The following is a 21,282-nucleotide window of genomic DNA, read 5'->3' on the forward strand; positions in this document are numbered from 1 at the left end:
CGTGGGGCGGAAGCCTGCCCTCTACAGCCCGATTTCCGCCGCGACTAGGTCGTCCAGCGTTTCGCGCCGGCGCACGAGCGTGGCCTCCTTGCCGTCCACCAGCACCTCCGCCGGGCGCGTGCGCTGGTTGTACTGGCTGCTCATCGAAAACCCGTACGCGCCCACGGTCATGATGGCCAGCAGTTCGCCGGGCCGGGGCACTTCCATCTCCCGGTCCAGCGCCAGAAAGTCGCCGGTTTCGCAGATGGGGCCCACCACGTCCACCCGCCCGCGCTCGCGGCCGGCGGCTTCCACCGGCTCCACCGCGTGCCAGCCGGAGTAGTGGCTGGGGCGGATGAGGTCGTTCATCCCCGCGTCGGTGATGACGAAGCGCTTTCCGCCGCCTTCCTTGACGTACAGCACGCGGGTGAGCAGCGCCCCCGCCTCGCCGACCAGAAAGCGGCCGGGCTCCACGACGAGCTGCAAGCCCGTTTCCGCCACGGCCGGAACGATCTCCGCCGCCCAGTCCGCCGCGGAGATGCGGTCGCCGCCCTCATAGCTGATCCCCAGCCCGCCGCCCAGGTCCAGGAACTCCAGCTCCACCTCCGACTGCCGCAGGTGGTAGGCAAGGTCCAGCACGTACTCCAGCGCCTGCCGGAACGGGCCCACTTCCAGAATCTGCGAGCCGATGTGCACGTCGATGCCGCGCACGCGGATGCCGGGCATCTTGGCGGCGATGTTGTACAGCGAGCGCGCCCGGGCCGCCGCGATGCCGAACTTGGTCGCCGCGTGGCCGGTGCGGGTGTAGGCGTGCGGCGTGGGCGTGTCGATGTCGGGATTTACGCGCAGGGCCACGGGCGCGCGCATTCCCATGGCGCACGCGAGGTCGCTGAGGGCGCACAGCTCGCCCTCGCTTTCCACGTTGAACGCCTTGATCCCGGCGTTGAGGCCGGCGGCCAGTTCGTGCACCGTCTTGCCCACCCCGCTGAACATGATGCGGTCCGCGGGAATGCCGGCCATCAGCGCGCGGTGAAGCTCGCCGCCGCTGACGATGTCGGCGCCCGCGCCCATGGCGGCAAGGGTGCGCAGCACGCCCAGGTTGCCGTTCGCCTTGACCGAATACGCGATCAGGTGCGGCACCGGCGCCAGCGCCCCGTCCAGTTCCGCGAACCGCTCGCGGATGGCGCCCGCGCTGTACACGTACAGCGGCGTGCCCCACCGGCTTACCAGATCCGTGAGCGGAACCTGTTCACAGCTCAGCAGCCCGCCGGATCGCGGAAAGGCCTGCGCGGCCAGCGGCGGAATCCCAGTCTCCTGCAGCACCCATCGCCTCCCGTAGAACGCAGCGTCAGTACACCCGCGCCCGCCTGCCCCACTCCATGGCAGCGGCGGCTCGGTACCAGTGTACGCAACCCGCGGCGGCGCGTACAGCCCCAATCCCCCGCCGCGCCAGTCAGGATCGATGTACACGCCTCGCGGCCGGGCGCGAGTTCCGTCTGTCATCTGGCAGGAAACGAGAGCGCGTGGAAGGAAACGCTCCTCATCGGCATCCTCCCCGAATCGCCACCGGCGACGCTCTCCGAAGGAATTGGCGCGGCAGAGGAGGGCGCGCTACCTTCGAGTTGTCGCCGCAATTCATCCGTCCGCCCCGGACGGACGAGCGGCGCCCCGCCACACCTCTTCCTCCACTGAATGACGATGGCCCCAGCATCAGACCGTCCGGCTCGCGCGCGGGTGGAATCGGTGGACGTGGTTCGCGGGGTGATCATGATCCTGATGGCGCTGGACCACACGCGTGACTTCTTTGGCGGCGCGTCCATCAATCCCACCGACCTGGCGACCACCACCGCGCCGCTGTTCATGACGCGGTGGATCACGCACTTCTGCGCCCCGGTCTTCTGCCTGCTCACCGGCACGGGCGCGTACCTGGCGCGCGGACGACGGACGACGCCGCAGCTGTCCAGGTTTCTGCTCACGCGCGGTCTGTGGCTGGTGCTGCTGGAACTGACGATCGCGCGCTTTCTGTGGCAGTTCAACGCCGACTATCAGGTCACCATCATCACGGTGCTGTGGGCGCTCGGCTGGTCGATGGTGGCGCTGGCGCTGCTGGTGCACTTCCCGACATGGGTGGCCGGAACCGTGGGATGCGCGATGATCCTGCTGCACAACCTGGCCGACCCGGTTCAGGCCGCGTCGTTCGGCAGCCTCGCGCCGCTGTGGAACGTGCTGCACAGCCCGGGCGTGCTCTACGCCGCGCCGGGCCGCATCGTGATCCTCGCCTATCCGCTCATTCCGTGGATCGGCGTCATGGCCGCGGGCTACAGCCTGGGAGCCATCTTCCGGCTGGACGCCGAGCGGCGGCGGACACTGCTTCTGCGGATGGGGGTCGCGCTCACCGCGTCGTTCATTGTGCTGCGGCTGATCAACATCTACGGCGATCCGGTGCCCTGGTCGGCGCAGCGGACGGCGGGGTTCACGGTGCTCTCGTTCCTGAACCTGACCAAGTATCCGCCGTCCCTGCTGTTTCTGCTGATGACGCTGGGGCCCGCGCTTCTCCTGCTGCGCGCGATGGATGGGCGGACGCCGCCGCTCCTGCGCCCCGCGTTCATCATCGGCAAAGTGCCGATGTTCTACTATCTCGCGCACATCCTGCTGCTGCACGTGATCGCGCTGTTCTTTTCGTACGCGCGCTACGGCACCATCCGCTACATGTTCGAATCGGCGCGGCCAGACCAGTTCCCAGTCACGCAGCCGCCGGGGTGGGCCAATCCGCTGCCCGTCGTCTATCTGCTGTGGATCACGGTCGTTGTGCTGCTGTACCCGCTCTGCCGCTGGTACGCCGCGCGCAAGGCGAGCAGCGGCCATCCCCTGCTGAGCTATCTGTAGGTGGATGAGCTCCGTCGCGTACGATCATCTGCGGCGGAGAAGCTCGAGAACGACGATGCGCGGAGAGTTCAAGCGGGTCCACCAGGATTGGTCCGGCGGTTGAAACCGCACCTCTAAAGACACGAAGCCCGCCTTCGCGGGCTGCGGCTACGACATCCTCGCGCGTCCAAAGCAGTTGAAGCCCCGAACCGGACGCGCCAGCGGTCGGTGTCGGGGGTTCCCGCGGTTGGAGCGGCGGATTCATTCGCTCTACACAACCCGGCGACGAGAACGGTTCGCGGTTCGACGAGATCGGTTCGACTGCGGGCTGTGGGGGCCCCTCCCCCGGCCCCTCCCCGTGCAAACTGCGCACGGAGAGGGGAGAAACTGCACTTCGAGGTGCTTCGGATAGGGTCGGCGGATGCGGAGAGGCCCCCTCTCCCCGGCCCTCTCCCCCGCTCCGCGGGAGAAAGGGAGACCTCAACGCGGCGGCCGGCTGCGGCTTGTTCCCCCTGATCCCACGCAGTTGAAGCCCCGAACCGGACGCGCCAGCAGCTGGTGTCGGGGGTTCCCGCTGTTTGAGCGGCGGATTCATTCGCTCAGGGAGGCAGGCGCTCCGCACCGGTCTCTGAGCGGCACCGGCATCAATTCGTCCACCATAGACTGAAATTCGTCCGCCAGATGAGGAAAAGGCCGCCCCGGCAACGTGCCGGGGCGGCCTTCTTTCATCGATCAAAACGGATCAGTACGCCTTGGCCCAGACCGCCTCGTGCGCCGCGGACTGGCCGCAGACCAGGCACGCGGAGGGCGCGCTCGGCGAGCGGAACTCCTCGAACGGCAGGCAGCGGATGGTGGCCTTGGTTTCTTCCTTGACCTTTTCCTCGCACTCCGCCGAGCCGCACCAGCCAGCGTAGACAAACCCGCCGTCGCCGTCGATGATCTCGCGGAAGCGTTCGTACGTCGCCACGTCGCGGTACGAGTTGGCCTCGCGGCGCGCGCGGGCGCGCTCCAGCAAAAAGGTCTGGTAGTCCTCCAGCCGCTGCGGCAGCGAGGCGATCACCTCGGCCTCGGGAAGGAACTCCTTGCGCTGCTCGCCTTCCGGAATGCGCCGCGCGAGCACCACCTGCTCCTTGGCGATGTCCTTGGGGCCGACTTCGATGCGGAAGGGAACGCCCTTCATCTCCCACTCAAAGAACTTGGCGCCCGGCGTAAGCTTGTCGCGGTCGTCGATGTGCGTGCGGATGCCGGGAAGCGCGGCCACGATCTCGCGCGCCTTGCCCAGCACCAGGTCGCGCTCCTCGTCCTTGCGGAAGATGGGGACGATGACCACCTGGATGGGCGCGACGCGCGGCGGCATCACCAGCCCCGCGTCGTCGCCGTGCGTCATGATGAGCCCGCCGATCATGCGCGTGCTCACGCCCCACGACGTGTTCCAGGCGTACTCCTCGCCGCCCTGCTCGCTGGCGAACTTGAGCTCGAACTGCCTGGCGAAGTTCTGCCCCAGGTTGTGCGAGGTGCCGTTCTGCAGCGCCTTGTTGTCGCCCATCATGGCCTCGCACGTGTACGTGCGCAGCGCGCCGGCAAAGCGCTCGCTCTCGCTCTTTTCACCGACGACCACGGGCATGGCCAGGTACTCTTCCATGAACTCGCGGTACACGCCCAGCATGCGCAGCGATTCCTCTTCCGCCTCGTCGTGGCTGGCGTGGGCGGTGTGCCCCTCCTGCCACAGGAACTCGGTGGTGCGCAGGAACAGGCGCGTGCGCATCTCCCACCGGACGACGTTGGCCCACTGGTTGTACAGCAGCGGCAGGTCGCGGTAGCTCTGCACCCACTTGCTGAACATCTCGTAGATGATCGTTTCCGACGTGGGGCGAACGATCAGCGGCTCCTCGAGCTTGCTTTCCGGATCGGGGATCAGCTTGCCGTCGTCGGTGGTCTTGAGGCGCGTGTGCGTGACGATGGCGGCTTCCTTGGCGAAGCCTTCCACGTGCTTGGCCTCGCGCTCCAGAAAGCTCTGGGGGATGAACAGCGGAAAGTACGCGTTCTGGTGCCCGGTTTCCTTGAAGCGCAGGTCCAGGCGGTCGCGCATGAGCTCCCACAGGCGGTAGCCGTAGGGGCGAATGACCATGCACCCGCGCACCGGCGAGTAGTCGGCCAGCTCGGCCTTGAGCACCAGTTCATTGTACCAGGCACTGAAGTCCTCGGCCTGGGCGGTCAGTGCTTTTTCGTTGGCCATGAGATTGATCCATGCGTGATCCGCCGCCCGTCGGGGCGGCGGATCGGGTGGTTTTCAGTAGTAGATCAGGATCAGGCAAAGATGTCGCGCACCGGCAGCGTCCACCCCGGCACCACGTCCCCGCCCTCCAGCACGTCGTTTTCGGTCAGGTTCACAGGATCATGGTCCGGGCGGCACACGAACACCATCCTCGTATCCGGGTCCGCCACGATGACCATCGGGGTTCCCGCGGCGAGATACTGACGCACCTTCGCCCAGATGTCGCTGTACCGGTCGTAGGGCGATACCACCTCGACCGCGAGATCGGGGGCGCCGCGGTAGTAGCCGGGAACCGGCCCGCCCGCGGAAAGGCGGCTTGCCTGCACGAACGACACGTCAGGCGAACGCACGGTGTCCGGATCGCTCTCCAGCACGTACCCGACTTCAAAGCGTACTCTTCCCAGGCGGCGGGCATGCACGTACGCGTCCAGCGATCGGTTGATGTTCTGGGCCGCGTCCCCGTGCCGTTCGCCTGCAGGACTCATCTCGCGAAGCTCCCCGTCCACGAGCTCCCGGCGGGTGCCGTCATTCGGCATCGCCAGGAGTTCGTCCGCCGTCATCCATCGAAGCTGTGTGGCCATGGATCACCTCGGGACTGCGAAACAGCGGGATCCGGATCGGCTTCCGGTCGTCCAGACGTATGTGGATCGCGATCAGGCGAAGATGTCGCGCACCGGCAGCGTCCACCCCGGCACGACGTCTCCGCCCTCCAGCACGTCGTCATCCGTCAGATGCAGCGGGATGCAGCCGGGTCGATGGACGGCCACGGTCCGGCGAGAGGCATCGATCAGCAGCACCATCCGGGTGCCAGCCGCCAGCCACCGCGCCACTCTCGCCTCCGCTTCCTCAGGCTGATCGACCTTGCAGGTAACTTCACCCGCGAGGTCGGGAGGGCCGGGATAGTAGAAATTCCTCCCGCAATCCTCCAGCGCGCGCAGTCGCTGGGCCGATACGAAGGCGAAATTCGGCGCAAGAACAGTGTCTGGATCGCGCTCCACCCAGAATCCGGCGCGCGCGACCACTTCCCCCAGTCCTCGCGGCTCCACGTATGCGCCCAGGGCGCGGAGCCCACCCGCCGATGCGGCGCCCACCGCCCAGACCGCGTGAGGCCGCTGATGCACGACGCCGCGAATCAGTTCCAGGCGCTTGTCGTGCTCTGGCATCATCAAGAGCGCGCGTGCGGTGACCGGCTCCAGCGCAGACTTCATCTCCGTTTCCAGGCAGCTGCGAGCCCGCGCCGGCGGAGGTCAGGGTGCCGGCGCGGGCGTCACGGTCGGCCGACTTCGGCCAGCGGAACGCGGCGCTCCTGCCCGCTTCCCACCTCGCGCACCAGCGCCACGCCTTCCGCGGCCTCTTCCGGGCCGATGACGACGGTGTGCCGGGCGCCCAGCGCGGACGCGGTCTTGAACTGCTTGTTGCGGCCAGCCTCGGGAAGCGTGTATTCCACCGCATGCCCCTGGTCGCGCAGGGCGTGGGCCAGCGCCAGCATGGCCGGGCGCTCGGCGGGCGTCCCCACGATCAGATAGTAATCGACGACGTGCTTCGTCGAGGGAAGCAGCCCGCGGTCCGTCAGCAGTTCCTTGAGCACGACGTCACCCATGCCGAAGCCCAGCGCGGGCATGTCGACCCCGGCGATCTGCTTGAGCAGGTTGTCGTACCGCCCGCCGCCGCAGATGGCGCGCAGCTCGCCGCGCGTGTCGAACAGCTCGAACACCGTCCCCGTGTAGTACGCCAGCCCGCGGACGATGGACAGGTCGAAGCGCACGTAGTCGCCCAGCCCCATGTCGCGCAGCGCGGTGAACAGCAGCCCCACGCGCGTGATCTCCGGCCCCACGCCCTCCGTCTCACCGTACGCCTCGCGCACCGCGTCGAAGTCCGTGTGGCGAAAGATGTCCAGCACCCGCTCCGCCGCGTCGGCGGCGAGCCCGGCTTCGTCGCGCAAGCGCTTGGCTATGGCCTCGCGCGTTTCCCGCTCCAGCTTGTCGACGATGTTGTATACGAGGACGAGCTGATCCTCGGGCGTGCCGGCGTGCAGCAGCAGCGCGCGCAGCAGCCCGCGATCGGACACGCGCGCCACGAAATCCTCGTGCGTGAGCCCGAACGCGCGCAGCATGTCGATGGCGGCCGCGAGCAGCTCGGCGTCCGCGGACACGTCCGCCTCGCCCAGAATGTCCAGGTTCAGCTGAAAGTGCTCGCGCAGGCGGCCGCGCTGGGCGCGCTCGTAGCGGAACAGCTGCGGCACGGCGAACCACTTGATGGGCTTGCGCATGCCGTTGGCGCGTGCGCCAGCCATGCGCGCCAGCGTGGGCGTCATTTCGGGACGCATGGCGACTTCGCGGTCGCCCTTGTCCGTGAAGTTGTAGAGCTGCTGTACGATCTCGGGCCCGGACTTCTCCGTGTAGAGCTCCAGCGGCTCCAGCGGGGGCCCGTCGTATTCCTGAAAACCGTAGCGGCGCGCCACGTCCCGCCACGTCGCCATGATGTGCGAGCGGATGGCGAGGTCGTCGGGATAGAAGTCCCGGAATCCGGGCAGCGCCTGAAAATTCGAGTTCGACATAGGCTGGGAATCTAGCCCGTTTCGCCCCCGCTGAGCAACCGCTTGCCCTTTACGCCACACGTGAGCCGATCAACAGAAACAGCGAGCATCACACAGAGTCATCAGAGTCAGCAGTAAACCCGCTCTATTGACTCTGTTAACTCTGTGTGAGGCCTGATCTTTGTTTCGATCGATCCCTGAAGGCAGACGATTTGCGCCAGAGCGCGCGCATGTCACTGCTTGCCGTGGATCTGGGGCTCCGGACGGGGCTGGCGCTGTTCGGCGCGGACGGGCGCCTGATCTGGTACCGTTCGCAGAACTTCGGCTCGGCGCCGAGGTTGCGGCGCGGCGTGCACGGCCTGCTCCACACGCTTCCGGAGTTGCGGTGGCTGGTGATGGAGGGCGGCGGACCGCTGGCGGACATCTGGGAAAAGGAGGCGGACCGGCGAGGCCTGCAGGTGCGGCGGATCGGGGCGGACGTGTGGCGGCGGGAACTGCTGTGGGATCGAGAGCAGCGGTCGGGCGCCGCGGCCAAGGCCAACGCTGACCCGCTGGCCCGGCGCGTGATCGACTGGTCCGGCGCCGCGCGTCCCACCTCGCTGCGCCACGACGCGGCGGAAGCGATTCTGGTCGGGCTGTGGGGCGTGCTCCACACCGGCATCCTCCCCGCGCTCCCGCCTGAACTCCGCCGCTGAACTGCCGTTTCACACGGAGGTCACGGGGGATGCACGGAGGTCACGGAGGAAGGAACAGCAGTGCTCACGCAGAGCAGCAGAGAAGCAGAGAACAACAAGTGATTACCTGATTTCCTTCTTTTTCTCTGCTTCTCTGCTTCTCTGCTTCTCTGCGTGATCCAATTGGCTCCAGCTCGTCGCCTGCGGTGCACGTCATTCCAACCAAACGGCCTCCGCTTGCATCCTAGCAGGCGCGGGCTTGGTTCCCGCATCATCCGCCCGGGGGCACGACGCCTCCCCCCAACACTCTCCCGAAGCCGACGGCACATGCCACATCGAGCATCCATGTCCATCCTCGCGCCGGGGTTGGCGCTCCTCCTGCTGCCTGCCGCACTGGTGGCGCAGACGGCCGGGCCCACGCCGGGCGGCTCGCGGCCGGGCGGTTGCCGGGGAGTCAACACCGAGTCGTCTTCCATCACGGGAGTCTGGCCCGGCGGAAAGCCCGTGGAGTTTCCGAGCTACCCTACCGTTGCCGACGTGCACAAGGACTCGCCGGCAGAGCTGGCCGGCATGCGTCGTGGCGATCTCATCATCCTGCAGGACGGCCATGATCTCGTCGTCGATCCGCCGACGCAGCCGAGCTTCGCGGGAGACACCGTACAGTTGATGGTGCGGCGCGGGGATACGGAAGTTCCGCTCACCGTTGTGCTTGGCCGCTGGGAGCCGCAGTCGGGCGAAGAGCGGGTCTGCGTGCGCGTCGAACCCGCATCGAGCCGCAGCTGACGTCCGTCACGGGGCCGAGCCGCTGGGGATCCGCGCGGACGCGCTCCCACCGGAACTCCGCCGCGAACAGAACCTCACACAGAGCCGCAGAGGCACAGAGAGGACAGCGAGAAGGGAAGTCATCATCTTCCTTCCTTATGTCCTTATCTTTCTCTGCGGCTCTGCGTCTCTGCGTGAGATTTTGTCCGTTGCCGTTCCTCCGTGACCTCCGTGCCTCCTCCGTGTCCTCCGTGTGAAACGGCAGTTTCGAGCTCGCCCCCGCGCCTCAGCCGATATCGATCCCCAGAGCCTCCAGCGCGTCGCCGACGGTGTGCACGGAGCCGGTGACGAGCACGGTGCCGTAGGGCGCCATCGTCTCCGCGCGCATCACGGCGGAAGGCAGGTCGGGGATGACGCGGACGGGGATTGTCGTCGCGAGACTCGCCGCGACCGCGTCCACGTCCCACTTGCGGTCATCCGGCGCGGAGGTGGGGACGGTGAGGATGGCGGCGCTGGATCGAGCGAGCAGCGGCGTAAGCATGTGCGCCCAATCCTTGTCCGCCAGCACGGAGGCAAGGAGGATGACGGGCTGCTCCAGCGTCATCGCATCCAGCGACGCGCAGAGCGCCTGCACGCCCGCGGGATTGTGCGCGACGTCAAAGATCCACGTTCCGCCACGGATGCGCTCCACCTGCATCCTCCCCGCCCACCGCACCGCCGCGAATCCACGCTCCACGTCCTCCCACGACGGCCGCACGTCATCCGGCAGCAGCCCCAGCAGTTCCGCCGCGAGCGCGGCGTTGCGCGCCTGGTGCGCGCCGATCAGCGGAACGTGCACCTCGCGCTCTCCCCATCGCGCGGAGCGCAGGCGGAAGCGCGTGCCCTCCAGCGACAGCCGCACGTCATCCACCTCCGCCACGTCATCGAGCACGGTGAGCGGCGCGCCCGCATCCTCCGCGCGCGCACGGAGGACGGCGAGCGTGCCCGGCGCGGACTCGCCCGTGATCGCGGGAACGCCGGGCTTGAAGATGCCCGCCTTTTCCGCCGCGATCGCCTCCACCGTATCGCCCAGGTACTCGGTGTGATCCACGGCGACGTTGGTCACCGCGCAGACCAGCGGGTCCAGCACGTTGGTGGAATCCAGCCGCCCGCCCAGCCCCACCTCCACCACGGCGATCTCCACCCCCGCGCGCGCGAAGCAGAGGAACGCGAGCGCGGTCGTCGCCTCAAAGAACGTCGCGCCGGACGATTCGATCGCGGGGCGCAGTTCGGCCTCGCACGCGGCCAGCAGCGCGTCGTCCACCGCGCGGCCGTTGATGCGGATGCGCTCGGGAAAGCGGATCAGGTGCGGCGACGTGTACAGCCCGGCCGCGCGCTCCGGACGCGCCGCGCGGAGAACGGAATCGCACAGCGCGGAAACGGAACCCTTTCCGTTGGTGCCAGCAACGTGCAGGGATGCGAAACGCCGGTGCGGATCATCCGCACCGGCGAGAAGCGCCTCCGTCCGTTCCAGCCCCCACCGGATGCCGCCCGTCGTCCGCGCGAACAGCCACGCGGCGGGATCGTCCGCCTTCACGCCGCTTCGGGCGCGCGAAGCGTTTCCGACGGCGGCAGCCCCAGCATGTGCCGCAGCGACCGCGACAGGTACGCCTTCATCTGCCGGCGGTCCACGATGTCGTCCAGCATCCCGTGCTCCAGCAGGAACTCGGCGCGCTGAAAGCCCTCGGGAAGCTCCTGCTTGATAGTCTGCTCGATGACGCGCGGCCCCGCGAACCCGATCAGCGCGTTGGGCTCCGACAGGTTCAGGTCACCCAGCATGGCATACGACGCCGTCACGCCGCCCGTCGTGGGATCCGTCAGCAGCGCTACGTACGGCACGCCGGCCTCGTGCATCTGCGCCAGCACCGCGGAGGTCTTGGCCATCTGCATCAGCGAAAAGATGCCTTCCATCATCCGCGCGCCGCCGGACGCGGACACGATGATGTACGGCTTGCGCGCCTCCAGCGCCCGCATCCCCGCGCGCGCCAGCTTTTCGCCCACGACGGAGCCCATCGACCCGCCGATGAACGAAAAGTCCATCACGCCCACTTCCACCGGAATGCCGTCCAGCGTGCCGCCGCCCGTCATGACCGCGTCGCCGTGCGCGCTCTTGCGCTCCGCGGCCACCAGGCGGTCGCGATACGGCTTCAGGTCTACGAAGCCCAGCGGATCGGCGGAGCGCAGGTCGGCATCCATCTCCGTGAAGCTTCCCTCATCCGTCAGCAGCGCGACGTAGCCGTCGGCCGAAAGGCGGAGGTGAAAGGCGCAGTTGGGGCAGACGTTCCAGTTTTCCTTGAGCTTCTGCGTGTAGAGAATTTCACCGCAGTTGGGGCACTTTTCCCAGAGCTCGCCGGGCAGGTCGCGGCGGTCGGCCGCCTGCAGGCGCGTCTTGGGCTTGCGAAACCAGGCCATGAGGACCGGAGTGTGTGTCGGGAATGGAGATGCGGAGGCGGGCCGAGGGGCGCGCTGACCGAAGTCAGCGCGCCTTCTCGGCCGCGATTCGCTGGATGACGGCCATCGCCAGCAGGTTCACCAGCAGGAACGAGCCGCCGTAGCTGATGAAGGGAAGCGGAATGCCGGTCACGGGCATCACCCCCACCGTCATCCCCACGTTGATGAGCACGTGGGTGAACCAGCTTCCCAGAATGCCGATGGGCACCAGAGAGCCGAACGGATCGCGCGAGCGCTCCGCGACGCGGATCAGCCGCCAGAAGATCAGCCCGAAGGTCAGCAGCACGGCAAGCACGCCGATGAACCCCAATTCTTCGCCGATGACGGCAAAGATGAAGTCGGTGTGCTGCTCGGGAAGGAAGGCCAGCCGTTTCTGCGGACCTTCCATGAAGCCCTTGCCGAACCAGCCGCCGCTGCCGATGGCCACGCGGCTCTGGATCAGGTTGTACCCCGTGCCCCGCGGGTCGCTCGCCGGGTCCAGGAACACCATGAAGCGCGCCTTCTGATATGGCTTCAGCATGTTCCACAGCGGCAGCGCCACGGCGCCGGCCACCGCGTTGGCCACGAAGATGGAGATCTTTTCGCTGATGAAGGCGTTGCGCCAGAAGAGCATCGCCATCAGCAGGACGATGTAGAAGCCCCACACCCACACGCTGATGCTCAGGAACAGGCTGAGCAGCGGGCTGATCAGAAAGAAGATCGTGAGCACCGGCGTGCCGGCCCAGTACAGGCACCACACCAGGATACTGGCGAAGGCCAGCGCCGAGCCCAGGTCCGGCTGCAGCATCACCAGCCCCATGGGGAGCGCGACGACGCCGATGGGCTTCCACAGCGCCCACAGCGTCTTGGGCGGCTCGCGCCATTCGCCCAGCACCCGCGCCAGCATGAGCGCGGTGGCGATCTTGGCCACCTCCGAGGGCTGCAGGCCCACGGGTCCCACGCGGATCCAGCTCTTGGTGCTTGCGCCGGTCGTGCCGCCGCTGCCGAACACCAGCGCCGCCATCAGCAGCACCAGCCCCAGCGCGTACGCCGGCTGCGCGCCCCACTCCAGCCATCCGAAGCGCACCCTCAGCAGCACCGGCACCAGCAGGATGGCGAGGGTGAAGAAGATGAGCTGCTGGCGCCACGTCCCCTCGGCACGGGTGCCGGGAACGTCCACGGCGCCGGCGCTGAAGATCATGCAGATCCCGAAGACGGCCAGCCCCACCACCAGCCAGAAGAGCACCGGGTCTCCCAGCCGCACCTGCGCGTAGCGCTTCATGCCGCCCTCTCAGGCGCGCGGAGCACGCCGTCCATCCCCGACCCGCACATGAGAACCCCCTTCATGCCACCGCGCGGTACGCCGCCGCGGCCGCAAGCCCCACCGCCCCCGCGTAGATCGCGGCGATCAGCGAAAACGCCAGCCCGCTCACCGGCCCCGCCACGTCGGTACGCAGCAGAAGCAGGTACATCATCGCATCATACAGCCACTTGCCGGCGATCAGGTAGATGACCAGCACCACCGGGCTGTCGCCGGCGATCCACTCGCGCGAACGGGCGCCCAGGTAGCCCAGCACCGCCAGCGCCAGCGCGCCGGCGCCAAAGGTGTACATGTTCACCGACCCGTCCAGCAGGCCCAGCAGCACTCCCAGCCCCGCGGCCCACCCCGCGCGCATGCGCCGGGCGGCCAGCAGAAGCGCGACCACCAGCAGGTCCGGCGCGAATTCTCCCAGCCCCATGCCGATCCGGAGCAGAAAGTACAGCACCGCGAGCACCGCGATGAACGCCACGAATTGCCAACGCGTTCCCTCCGTCACGTAACCTACTCTCCCGGATTCTGGGTGGCGGGCGGAGCCTGGGGCTCACCCGGAAATACGGGACGGCCGGGCAGTTCCGGCGTGGGGTCCACCGGGCGGGGCCGCGGACGCGGTGCGGCCGGGCGCGGCGCGGCGGGCCTGGGCGCCGCCGGACGGGCCGGGGCCGCGGCATCGGGGCTCAGCCCGCGCGCCGCCGAATCGGCCGGGGCCGGCGCGGTGAGGCGCACGCCCCACGCGGCGGCCAGGTTCTGGTCCGACGCGCCCTGCACCGGATCGCCCAGCACCAGCACGTGCGACACCTGTCCGGGCGTCACCAGCGGGCGGACGTAGTAGATGCGCTGCCACCCGCCGGGGTCCTTGCCCTCGCCGGCCACGCGGCCCACGGGAATGCCCTGCGGATAGGTGCCGCCCTCACCCGAGGTGACGATCAGCGCGCCGGTGTCGGGCGCGGTGTGGAACGCCACCGGGCTGAAGGCCAGCATGTCGATCCCCTCGCGCTGAATGGGGTGCGCCACGCCGTAGGTTTCGCCGTCCTGGGTCATCACCGAGACCGCGAAGTCCGGGTGCGTCCAGGCCTTCATCATGGCGGTGGCGCTTCCCAGCTGCCCCACCTGCCCCGCCAGCCCGTCGGCGGTGATCACGGCGGCGCCGTCGCGCAGCCCGTCGCGCCGGCCCACGGACAGGCGCAGCAGCCCCTGCGAGCCCTGCCCCGCCACCCAGCGCCCCTCGGCGGGGACGAACGAGTAGGTCAGCCGCTCGCGGAAGCCCAGCAGCTGGCGCAGCTGCCGGTTCTCGGAGGCGAGCGTGGCCTGCCCCACCAGGAACGAGGCCAGGCTGTCGCGCTCGGAGCGCAGGCGGCCCACGTCGGCAAAGCGGCCCTCGCGGTCGGCGGCGCCGCGCTGCAGCGCCACGAACGGGTAGAGCACGGTGCTGCGGAGAGCGTGCCCCACGCCGTCCTGAAACGGGCTGGGCATCAGGTACGCCAGCCCGGCCAGGGCGGCGAACGTCCCGGCGATGGCCAGGTCTCGCTTGCGGCCGCGCTCTCCGGCGCCGCGCAGGTACGGTCTGAACGCGCTCAGGACGTCAACACTCCTTTGTACTTGATCACGTCGTCCAGAATGCGCCCGGCCCCGCGAACCACGCAGGTGAGCGGATCCTCGTCGACGTGAATTGGAAGGTTGGTTTCTCGGGCAATCAGGCTGTCGAGGCCGCGGATGAGTGCTCCGCCGCCCGTCATCACGATGCCCCGGTCCACGATGTCGCTGGCCAGCTCCGGCGGGGTGATTTCCAGCGCCCGGCGCACCGCTTCCACGATGGCCTGGATGGGCTCCTGGATGCACTCGCGGATTTCCTGCGAGTGCACGCGCACCGTCTTGGGAATGCCCGACACCAGGTCGCGCCCCTTGACGTCCATCTCGCGCTCGTCGCCGGTGCTGTAGGCCGACCCGATCTGGATCTTGACCGCTTCGGCCGTGGCCTCGCCGATCATCAGGTTGTAGTTCTTGCGCATGAAGGTGACGATGGCGTTGTCGATCTCGTCGCCTCCCACGCGGATGCTGGTGTCGCACACGATCCCCGACAGCGCGATCACCGCGATTTCCGTGGTGCCGCCGCCGATGTCGATGACCATGTTGCCCGTGGGCGTTTCCACCGGCAGCCCCACGCCGATGGCCGCGGCCATGGGCTCGGCCACCATGTACACTTCCTTGGCGCCCGCCGCGGCCGCGCTCTGGCGAACCGCGCGCCGCTCCAGCTCGGTGATTCCCGAGGGCACGCCCACCACCACCGTGGGCTTGAGCTTCAGGAACCGCTTGGAGGTCACCGTCTGCAGAAAGTACCGCAGCATGATCTCGGTGACGTCCACGTCGGCGATGACGCCGTCCTTGAGGGGGCGCACCGCGGTGATGCCTTCGGGGGTGCGGCCCAGCATGCGCTTGGCCTCGAGCCCGATGCCCTTGATCTGGTTCGTGGCCTTTTCCATGGCCACCACCGAGGGCTCGTTCAGGACGATGCCTTCGCCCTTTACGTACACCAGGGTATTCGCCGTCCCAAGGTCGACGGCGATGTCGTTGACCGGGATGAAGCTCCCCGACCGGAACCAGCTGAAGGCCATGTGCTCTTTCCGTACGTTCTCGCCGGGGCCGTCCGAGGCCCTGCGGGCGCCTGTGGCGTGTGGTTTTGCCCTGTAATCCGTTGGCTTACGAGGGGCGCAAAGCTAGGCCGCCCCCGGCACCACCGCAACCCGGCACCACCCGGGAATCGCCGTGCGCACATGCACGCGCCATGCCGGGGAGTACGGAATGCGCGCCGGGGGCGGAGCAGACCAGGTTTGATGATGCACGGCCAATCTGCTACAGCGGCAGACAATCGTGCAAGTGCTGGTGTGGATTGGGGATGGGTGGATGGGTGGATGGGGGTGCCGCCGCCCGCCTGGACGGGACGAATGGTGGCGTTCGTGGGGCGGAGTCCGCGGGCGGCCCCCACCCGGGCTCGTACTACTCGCCCACCCCTCCCCCAAAAAAGACTGGGGGAGGGTTGTTGGGTCGGATGGTTCGGTGCGCAGCGCGGAGATTCGGAGCGGGAGCGAGGCGTACGGTTCGCGCGGGAGCCATAGTACGGGCGTGGAGCGGATCTCGTTGAGCGAATGAATCCGCCGCTCAAACAGCGGGAACCCCCGACTCATGGCCGCTGTCGCGTCCACGATCGGGGCTTCAACTGCGTTGGGGAATCCACATCGTAGCCGCAGGCACAGTCCGCGAAGGCGGACTTCGTGTGTCTCGAGGCGCGGTTTCAACCGCCGGGCGACAATCCGCACACCCGGATGCCTGATTGATGTTCACGCGTTCGCGCCATCCACCCCGCGCCAAACTGGTGTGTGCTCCCTCTCCCACATCCGTTCGTGGGAGAGGGTCGTCGTGCGGAGCACGCGGGGTGAGGGCCCACAGCCTGTCGCAGGAGCCGTTTCGTCCGCATTCGGCCTTGCCGTGGACCTCATCTTCTACCGCCTGCGAGGGATGACTGATCGCGCATCATCCTTGCCCATCGTTTCGCGACCGATTACGGTTCGGGCACACAGCCGCGGAGCGCCGCGCCGAATGCGCGCGGCGGGCCGGGGCGGATTCCGGGAGACGCCATGAGCAAGCTTACGCTGCGGATCGACGAACTGGCGGTGGATTCGTTCGAGATGGAGATCGAGCAGGCCGAGCGCGGAACGGTGGACGGCAACGAAGCGCTGAGCGGAACGCTGTGCTACACGCCCGGCACCCGGCTGACCTGCTGCCCCTGCACGCCCGCGTTCTGAGATCCACTTTTCCACGCGCGAGGCGGGAGACGAACGGACGCGGGCCCGGCATGTCGCCGGGCCCGCGTTTTCGTGCCGATGGAATGCCGCCGCCGGGGTGAGTTGCGTGAGGGATTCGCGCCCGGAGGGCCGAGAACCCGGTTCGCGCGTGCATCGAGGCCGCCATCCACGTCTCAGCCGTGGCGCGAACCGGGGGCTCGGCGCCGTTGGCAACAGCTGTATCGTTGCCTACGGCGCGCGAAGCCCGGCCCCGCGCAGCGGGGACACGCCCGGAACTGAGGTGCGTGAGTGCTGGGTGCGTTAGTGCGTGAGTGCGGGAACAGCAGTGCCCAATGCTCAGTGCCTAGTGCCCGGGGGCGGTGCGGCGTTTGGGCCGACGATGCCGCACTTGGCACTTTCGCACTTCCTCACCGGTCGATCCCGAGATTGTGCAGCACGAACGCGTACCGGAACGCCGTCTCGCGCAGCGCGTCGTACCGGCCCGACGAGCCGCCGTGGCCCGCGCCCATGTTGGTGCGCAGAAGCAGCAGGTTGTCGTCGGTGCGCGTGGCGCGCAGGCGGGCCACCCACTTGGCCGGCTCCCAGTACGCCACCCGCGGATCGTTCAGCCCCGTCGTCACCAGCATGGTGGGGTACGCCTTGGCCTCCACGTTGTCGTACGGCGAGTAGGAAAGCATGTAGCGGTACTCCTGCTCGCTCGCCACCGGGTTGCCCCACTGCACCCACTCCGCCGTCGTGAGCGGAATGCTGGCGTCGGCCATGGTGTTGATGACGTCCACGAACGGCACGTCCGCCACCACCGCGCGGAACAGGTCCGGGCGCAGGTTCACCACCGCGCCCATCAGCAGCCCGCCCGCGCTGCCGCCGCGGATGGCCAGCCGCTCGCGCGAGGTGTAGCGCTCGCCCACCAGGTGCTCGGCCGCCGCGATGAAGTCGGTGAACGTGTTGCGCTTGTTCATCATCTTGCCCTGGTCGTACCAGCCGCGGCCCATCTCCTGCCCGCCGCGGATGTGCGCGATGGCGTACACCACCCCGCGGTCCAGCAGGCTCAGGTTGGCCACGCTGAACGCCGGATCGGTGCTGATGCCGTACGATCCGTACGCGTACAGCAGCAGCGGCCGGCTTCCGTCACGCACGAACGGCTTTTTGTAGACGAGCGAGACGGGGACCATCGTCCCGTCTGACGCGCGCGCCCAGGTGCGCTCGCTGGCGTACCGCGCGGGATCGTACCCGCCCAGCACCTCGGTCTGTTTGCGCAGCATGCGCTCGCGCCGTCCCATGTCGTAGTCGTACACGGACGACGGCGTGACCAGCGAGGTGTAGCCGAAGCGCAGCGTATCCGTGTTGTATTCCGGATTGCTTCCCGGCGACGCGTTGAACACCGGCTCGTCAAAGGAGATGGCGTGCTCCCGCCCGCTGCGCACGTCGCGCACGCGGATCTGCCGCAGCGCGTTGCCCCGCTCGTACAGCACCAGGAAGTTGCGGAACACGTCCATGCCGTCGATCAGCACGGAGTCGCGCGCGGGCACCAGTTCCCGCCACGCGCGGCGCGACGGATCGGCGTCCGGCGCCTGCACCAGCTTGAAGTTGTTGGCCCCGTCGGCGTTGGTGCGGATGACGAAGTGGTCGCCCTGGTGCTCCACGGAATAGATGACGCCGTCCTGCCGCGGCGAAACCATGCGGAAGGTGAAGGGGCCCGCCGCGGGCGCCACCATCGCCTCGGACGTCGTGTAGCTTTCCGAGCCCACCACGATGAAGCGGTTGTCCTTGGTGCGCTCCACGCTCACGCGAAAGAGCGGGTCGGCATCCTCGTGCACCTTGACGTCCGACGCGGTGGGGGTGCCCACGGCGTGGCGGAAGATGCGGTCCGGGCGCTGCGACGCATCGGTGCGCGTGTAGAACAGGGTGCGGTTGTCCGCCGCCCACGTCACGCCGAAGTGCACGTCGTCAATGCGGTCCGGCAGCACCTGGCCGGTGCTGAGGTCCTTTACCATCAGCGTGAAGTGCTCCGAGCCCGCCGTGTCCACCGCGAACGCAAGCATGCGGTGGTCCGGGCTGACGGCGAACGCGCCCAGCGAGTAGTAGCCGTGCCCCTCGGCCATGCGGTTCTGGTCGAAGATCACTTCCTCGGGCGCGGTCATGCTGCCGCGGCGGCGCACGTAGATGGGATACTGCTTTCCCTCTTCCGTGCGCGAGTAGTAGAAGTACGGCCCGATGCGGTCCGGAACGGAAAGGTCGTTCTGCTTGATGCGGCCGACCATTTCCTGGTACAGCGTTTCCTGAAGCGCGCGGGTGCCGGCCATGGCCGTGTCGGCGTAGCGGTTTTCCGCCTGCAGGTACGAGATGACTTCCGGGTTGGCGCGGTCGCGCAGCCAGAAGTAGTTGTCCACGCGCACGTCGCCATGCAGCGTGTCCGTACGGGGAAGCACCCGCGCCACCGGCGGCCGCGGCAGGTCGCGCGCGGTCTGCGCGGCGGCGGGCGCCGCCGCCAGAACGGGGGCAAGGAGCATGAGGGTTCGCGCGGTGCGGCTGTACATCCGGCCTCCGGGTGCGTGATCGGCGGGTGCTAAACGGGCAGCACTCAGGATAGCGCGCGATCCGTCATCCGGAAAGACGGACGTTCATGGCGGATGGAGCGCTGTTCCGGGGGACGATCGGCCGCGCGTTCCCGGCGTGCGGATCGCTCGAATCCGGCGGATGTGAGGCCGGCGTACGGGCGATGTTCTCCGGTGTGGATGGATCGCCGGATGTGCGGATCACCCGCGTCCCGCGCGGATGACGGGCAGAGGCACGGACCGTCCCCGCGGGCTGTCTGCCAGGGTTGGCGGATGGAGGGCCGGGCGCGCGGCCGTCGGATTCGCGTCGCAGGATGGCGCCGTGGGAAACAGCCCTCACGCGGAGGGCGCGGCGGTTGCGGGGGTGCGCGGAGGGTCCGGCCGCGAGAACCGCCGCGCGTACGTGGCGGACTGGGAGCGCGCGGAACCGGCTTTCGGACGATGGGTATCGCCCAGCGGCGGCCGGCGCCGTCGGCCAATCTCTCTGCTTCAGGAGGCTCCGCATGTCACGCGGCAGAATCTACGGCGACATCACGCAGACCATGGGCGGCACGCCGCTCATTCAGCTCAACCGCCTGGGCGCGGGGCTGCCCGGGCGCATCGTGGTCAAGCACGAAGGCTTCAATCCCTTCAACTCCGTCAAGGACCGCATCGGCGCCGCGATGGTGGACGATGCCATCGCCCGCGGCGACCTGCGGCCGGGGATGGTGGTGGTGGATCCCACCAGCGGCAACACGGGGATCGGCGTGGCGTACGCGGCCGTTGCGCGCGGCTACCGCTGCATCTTCACCATGCCCGAGACAATGACCATCGAACGGCGCAACCTGCTGCGCGCGCTGGGCTGCAAGGTGGTGCTCACGGAAGGCGCCAAGGGGATGAAGGGCGCCATCGCCCGCGCGGAGGCGATCGCCGCGGCGCTGGGCGACCGGGCTTGGATGGCGCGCCAGTTCGACAATCCCGCGAATCCCGCCGTGCACTTTCGCACTACGGGGCCGGAGATCTGGGAGGATACGGACGGCCATATCGACGTCTTCATCGCCGGCGTCGGCACGGGCGGCACCATCAGCGGCGCGGGGCGCTATCTGAAGGAGCGGCGGGCGGACCTGCGCATCATTGCGGTGGAGCCGGCGGAAAGCCCGGTGATCAGCGGCGGGCAGCCGGGGCCGCACAAGCAGCAGGGGATCGGGCCGGGGTTCGTGCCGGGCAACCTGGACCGGCAGATCTATGACGAGGTCATCCAGGTGACCAACGACGACGCGATCGCCACCGCGCGGCGGCTGGCGCGCGAGGAGGCGATCTTCGCGGGGATCTCGTCGGGGTCCATCACGTGGGCGGCGCTGCAGGTGGCGGCGCGGCCGGAGATGGAGGGAAAGCTGATCGTGTCGGTGATCTGCGACTTCGGGGAGCGATACCTGTCCAACCCGGTGTATGCGGACCAGCCGGAACCCGACTTCAGCGAGTACGAAGACGCGCTCGCCGAGCCCGCCACACCGTCGGCGTGAACCGGGTGGTTGGTGGGTGGGTTTGATGGATGAGATTTGATCGACGGGCGGGCGCCGGGGATGGCGCCCGCCCGTCTTCGTTCCCGCCTGCATGCGGGGATGGATGCCGTGCGGGTGGCGGAGTTCAGGGCGGCCCCCACCCGGGCTCGTACTACTCGCCCACCCTCCCCCAAAAACGACTGGGGGAGGGTTGTTGGGACGGAAAGCTCGGTGCGGACCCGCGAGGTGCCCACCATGGGCGAGGCGGATGGTTCCGCGCGGGCGGCTGAAATTGGAGCGGCCGCGGGCATCGAGAGCGAATGAATCCGCCGCTCAAACAGCGGTAAGCCCCGACTCACGGCCGCTGTCGCGTCCATGATCGGGGCTTCAACTGCGTTGGGGAATCCACACCGTAGCCGCAGGCACAGTCCGCGGAGGCGGACTTCGTGTGTCTCGAGGCGCGGTTTCAACCGCCGGGCGACAACCCGCGCACCCGGATGCCTGATTGTTGTCCGCGCCATCCACCCCGCGCCAACCTGGGGTGTGCTCCCTCTCCCACATCTGTTCG

The 21,282-nt window shown here is 68.4% G+C and carries 17 protein-coding genes; 5 read left to right on the top strand and 12 right to left on the bottom strand.

What is annotated here, in order from left to right:
• Positions 1 to 21: 21 nt before the first annotated feature.
• Entirely contained in the window at positions 22 to 1,302 is a 1,281-nt protein-coding gene (lysA, locus tag HNQ61_RS06405; protein ID WP_205761782.1) for a diaminopimelate decarboxylase, read from the bottom strand.
• Between the two features lie 375 nt (positions 1,303 to 1,677).
• Between lysA and HNQ61_RS06410 the strand changes: the two genes are divergently transcribed.
• A complete protein-coding gene (locus HNQ61_RS06410; RefSeq protein WP_205761781.1) occupies positions 1,678 to 2,865 on the top strand; it encodes an acetyltransferase domain-containing protein in 1,188 nt (395 codons plus the stop codon).
• Positions 2,866 to 3,586: 721 nt separating this feature from the next.
• Here the strand turns inward: HNQ61_RS06410 and proS are convergent.
• From proS to hisS, 4 genes are all read right to left on the bottom strand, one after another.
• Positions 3,587 to 5,080, bottom strand: coding sequence for a proline--tRNA ligase (gene proS / locus HNQ61_RS06415; RefSeq protein ID WP_170036234.1), 1,494 nt, complete (start codon positions 5,078 to 5,080; stop codon positions 3,587 to 3,589).
• A gap of 71 nt (positions 5,081 to 5,151) precedes the next feature.
• Positions 5,152 to 5,700: a Uma2 family endonuclease gene (locus HNQ61_RS06420; protein ID WP_170036232.1), complete on the bottom strand. Its 549-nt coding sequence runs from the start codon at positions 5,698 to 5,700 to the stop codon at positions 5,152 to 5,154.
• Positions 5,701 to 5,772: 72 nt separating this feature from the next.
• A complete protein-coding gene (locus tag HNQ61_RS06425) occupies positions 5,773 to 6,327 on the bottom strand; it encodes a Uma2 family endonuclease (RefSeq protein ID WP_170036230.1) in 555 nt (184 codons plus the stop codon).
• A 59-nt stretch (positions 6,328 to 6,386) separates the two neighbouring features.
• Entirely contained in the window at positions 6,387 to 7,676 is a 1,290-nt protein-coding gene (gene hisS / locus HNQ61_RS06430; RefSeq protein ID WP_170036228.1) for a histidine--tRNA ligase, read from the bottom strand.
• A 209-nt stretch (positions 7,677 to 7,885) separates the two neighbouring features.
• Between hisS and HNQ61_RS06435 the strand changes: the two genes are divergently transcribed.
• Entirely contained in the window at positions 7,886 to 8,350 is a 465-nt protein-coding gene (locus tag HNQ61_RS06435) for a hypothetical protein (RefSeq protein ID WP_170036226.1), read from the top strand.
• Between the two features lie 324 nt (positions 8,351 to 8,674).
• Positions 8,675 to 9,112 (top strand): hypothetical protein, encoded by a 438-nt coding sequence (locus HNQ61_RS06440; protein ID WP_170036224.1) that lies wholly within the window; start codon positions 8,675 to 8,677, stop codon positions 9,110 to 9,112.
• A gap of 265 nt (positions 9,113 to 9,377) precedes the next feature.
• Here HNQ61_RS06440 and HNQ61_RS06445 read toward each other — a convergent pair whose 3' ends face one another.
• The 6 genes from HNQ61_RS06445 to HNQ61_RS06470 all read right to left on the bottom strand — a co-directional run bounded on the left by HNQ61_RS06445 (position 9,378) and on the right by HNQ61_RS06470 (position 15,490).
• Positions 9,378 to 10,667 carry a Mur ligase family protein gene (locus tag HNQ61_RS06445; protein ID WP_170036222.1) on the bottom strand — a complete coding sequence of 430 codons (1,290 nt, stop codon included), beginning with the start codon at positions 10,665 to 10,667 and terminating at the stop codon, positions 9,378 to 9,380.
• The gene (gene accD, locus HNQ61_RS06450; protein ID WP_170036221.1) at positions 10,664 to 11,542 is read right to left on the bottom strand and encodes an acetyl-CoA carboxylase, carboxyltransferase subunit beta; all 879 of its coding nucleotides are present in this window, start codon (positions 11,540 to 11,542) and stop codon (positions 10,664 to 10,666) included. Before accD ends, HNQ61_RS06445 begins: the two co-directional genes overlap by 4 nt.
• 64 nt (positions 11,543 to 11,606) lie before the next feature.
• Positions 11,607 to 12,842: a rod shape-determining protein RodA gene (gene rodA, locus HNQ61_RS06455; RefSeq protein WP_170036220.1), complete on the bottom strand. Its 1,236-nt coding sequence runs from the start codon at positions 12,840 to 12,842 to the stop codon at positions 11,607 to 11,609.
• A gap of 61 nt (positions 12,843 to 12,903) precedes the next feature.
• Positions 12,904 to 13,377: a hypothetical protein gene (locus HNQ61_RS06460; RefSeq protein WP_170036219.1), complete on the bottom strand. Its 474-nt coding sequence runs from the start codon at positions 13,375 to 13,377 to the stop codon at positions 12,904 to 12,906.
• 5 nt (positions 13,378 to 13,382) lie between these two features.
• Complete coding sequence (mreC, locus tag HNQ61_RS06465; protein ID WP_170036218.1) at positions 13,383 to 14,351, bottom strand: rod shape-determining protein MreC; 969 nt, start codon at positions 14,349 to 14,351, stop codon at positions 13,383 to 13,385.
• Positions 14,352 to 14,452: 101 nt separating this feature from the next.
• Entirely contained in the window at positions 14,453 to 15,490 is a 1,038-nt protein-coding gene (locus tag HNQ61_RS06470) for a rod shape-determining protein (RefSeq protein WP_170036217.1), read from the bottom strand.
• A 1,020-nt stretch (positions 15,491 to 16,510) separates the two neighbouring features.
• Here HNQ61_RS06470 and HNQ61_RS06475 point away from each other — a divergent pair.
• A complete protein-coding gene (locus HNQ61_RS06475; protein WP_170036216.1) occupies positions 16,511 to 16,678 on the top strand; it encodes a hypothetical protein in 168 nt (55 codons plus the stop codon).
• Positions 16,679 to 17,085: 407 nt separating this feature from the next.
• Here the strand turns inward: HNQ61_RS06475 and HNQ61_RS06480 are convergent, their stop codons facing one another.
• Positions 17,086 to 19,215: a S9 family peptidase gene (locus HNQ61_RS06480; RefSeq protein ID WP_205761779.1), complete on the bottom strand. Its 2,130-nt coding sequence runs from the start codon at positions 19,213 to 19,215 to the stop codon at positions 17,086 to 17,088.
• A 521-nt stretch (positions 19,216 to 19,736) separates the two neighbouring features.
• On the opposite strand from HNQ61_RS06480, the gene cysK reads away from it, so the two are divergent.
• The gene (gene cysK / locus HNQ61_RS06485) at positions 19,737 to 20,735 is read left to right on the top strand and encodes a cysteine synthase A (protein ID WP_170036215.1); all 999 of its coding nucleotides are present in this window, start codon (positions 19,737 to 19,739) and stop codon (positions 20,733 to 20,735) included.
• The last annotated feature ends 547 nt before the right edge of the window (positions 20,736 to 21,282 follow it).

The organism is Longimicrobium terrae (assembly GCF_014202995.1).
GTDB classification, from domain to species: Bacteria; Gemmatimonadota; Gemmatimonadetes; order Longimicrobiales; family Longimicrobiaceae; genus Longimicrobium; species Longimicrobium terrae.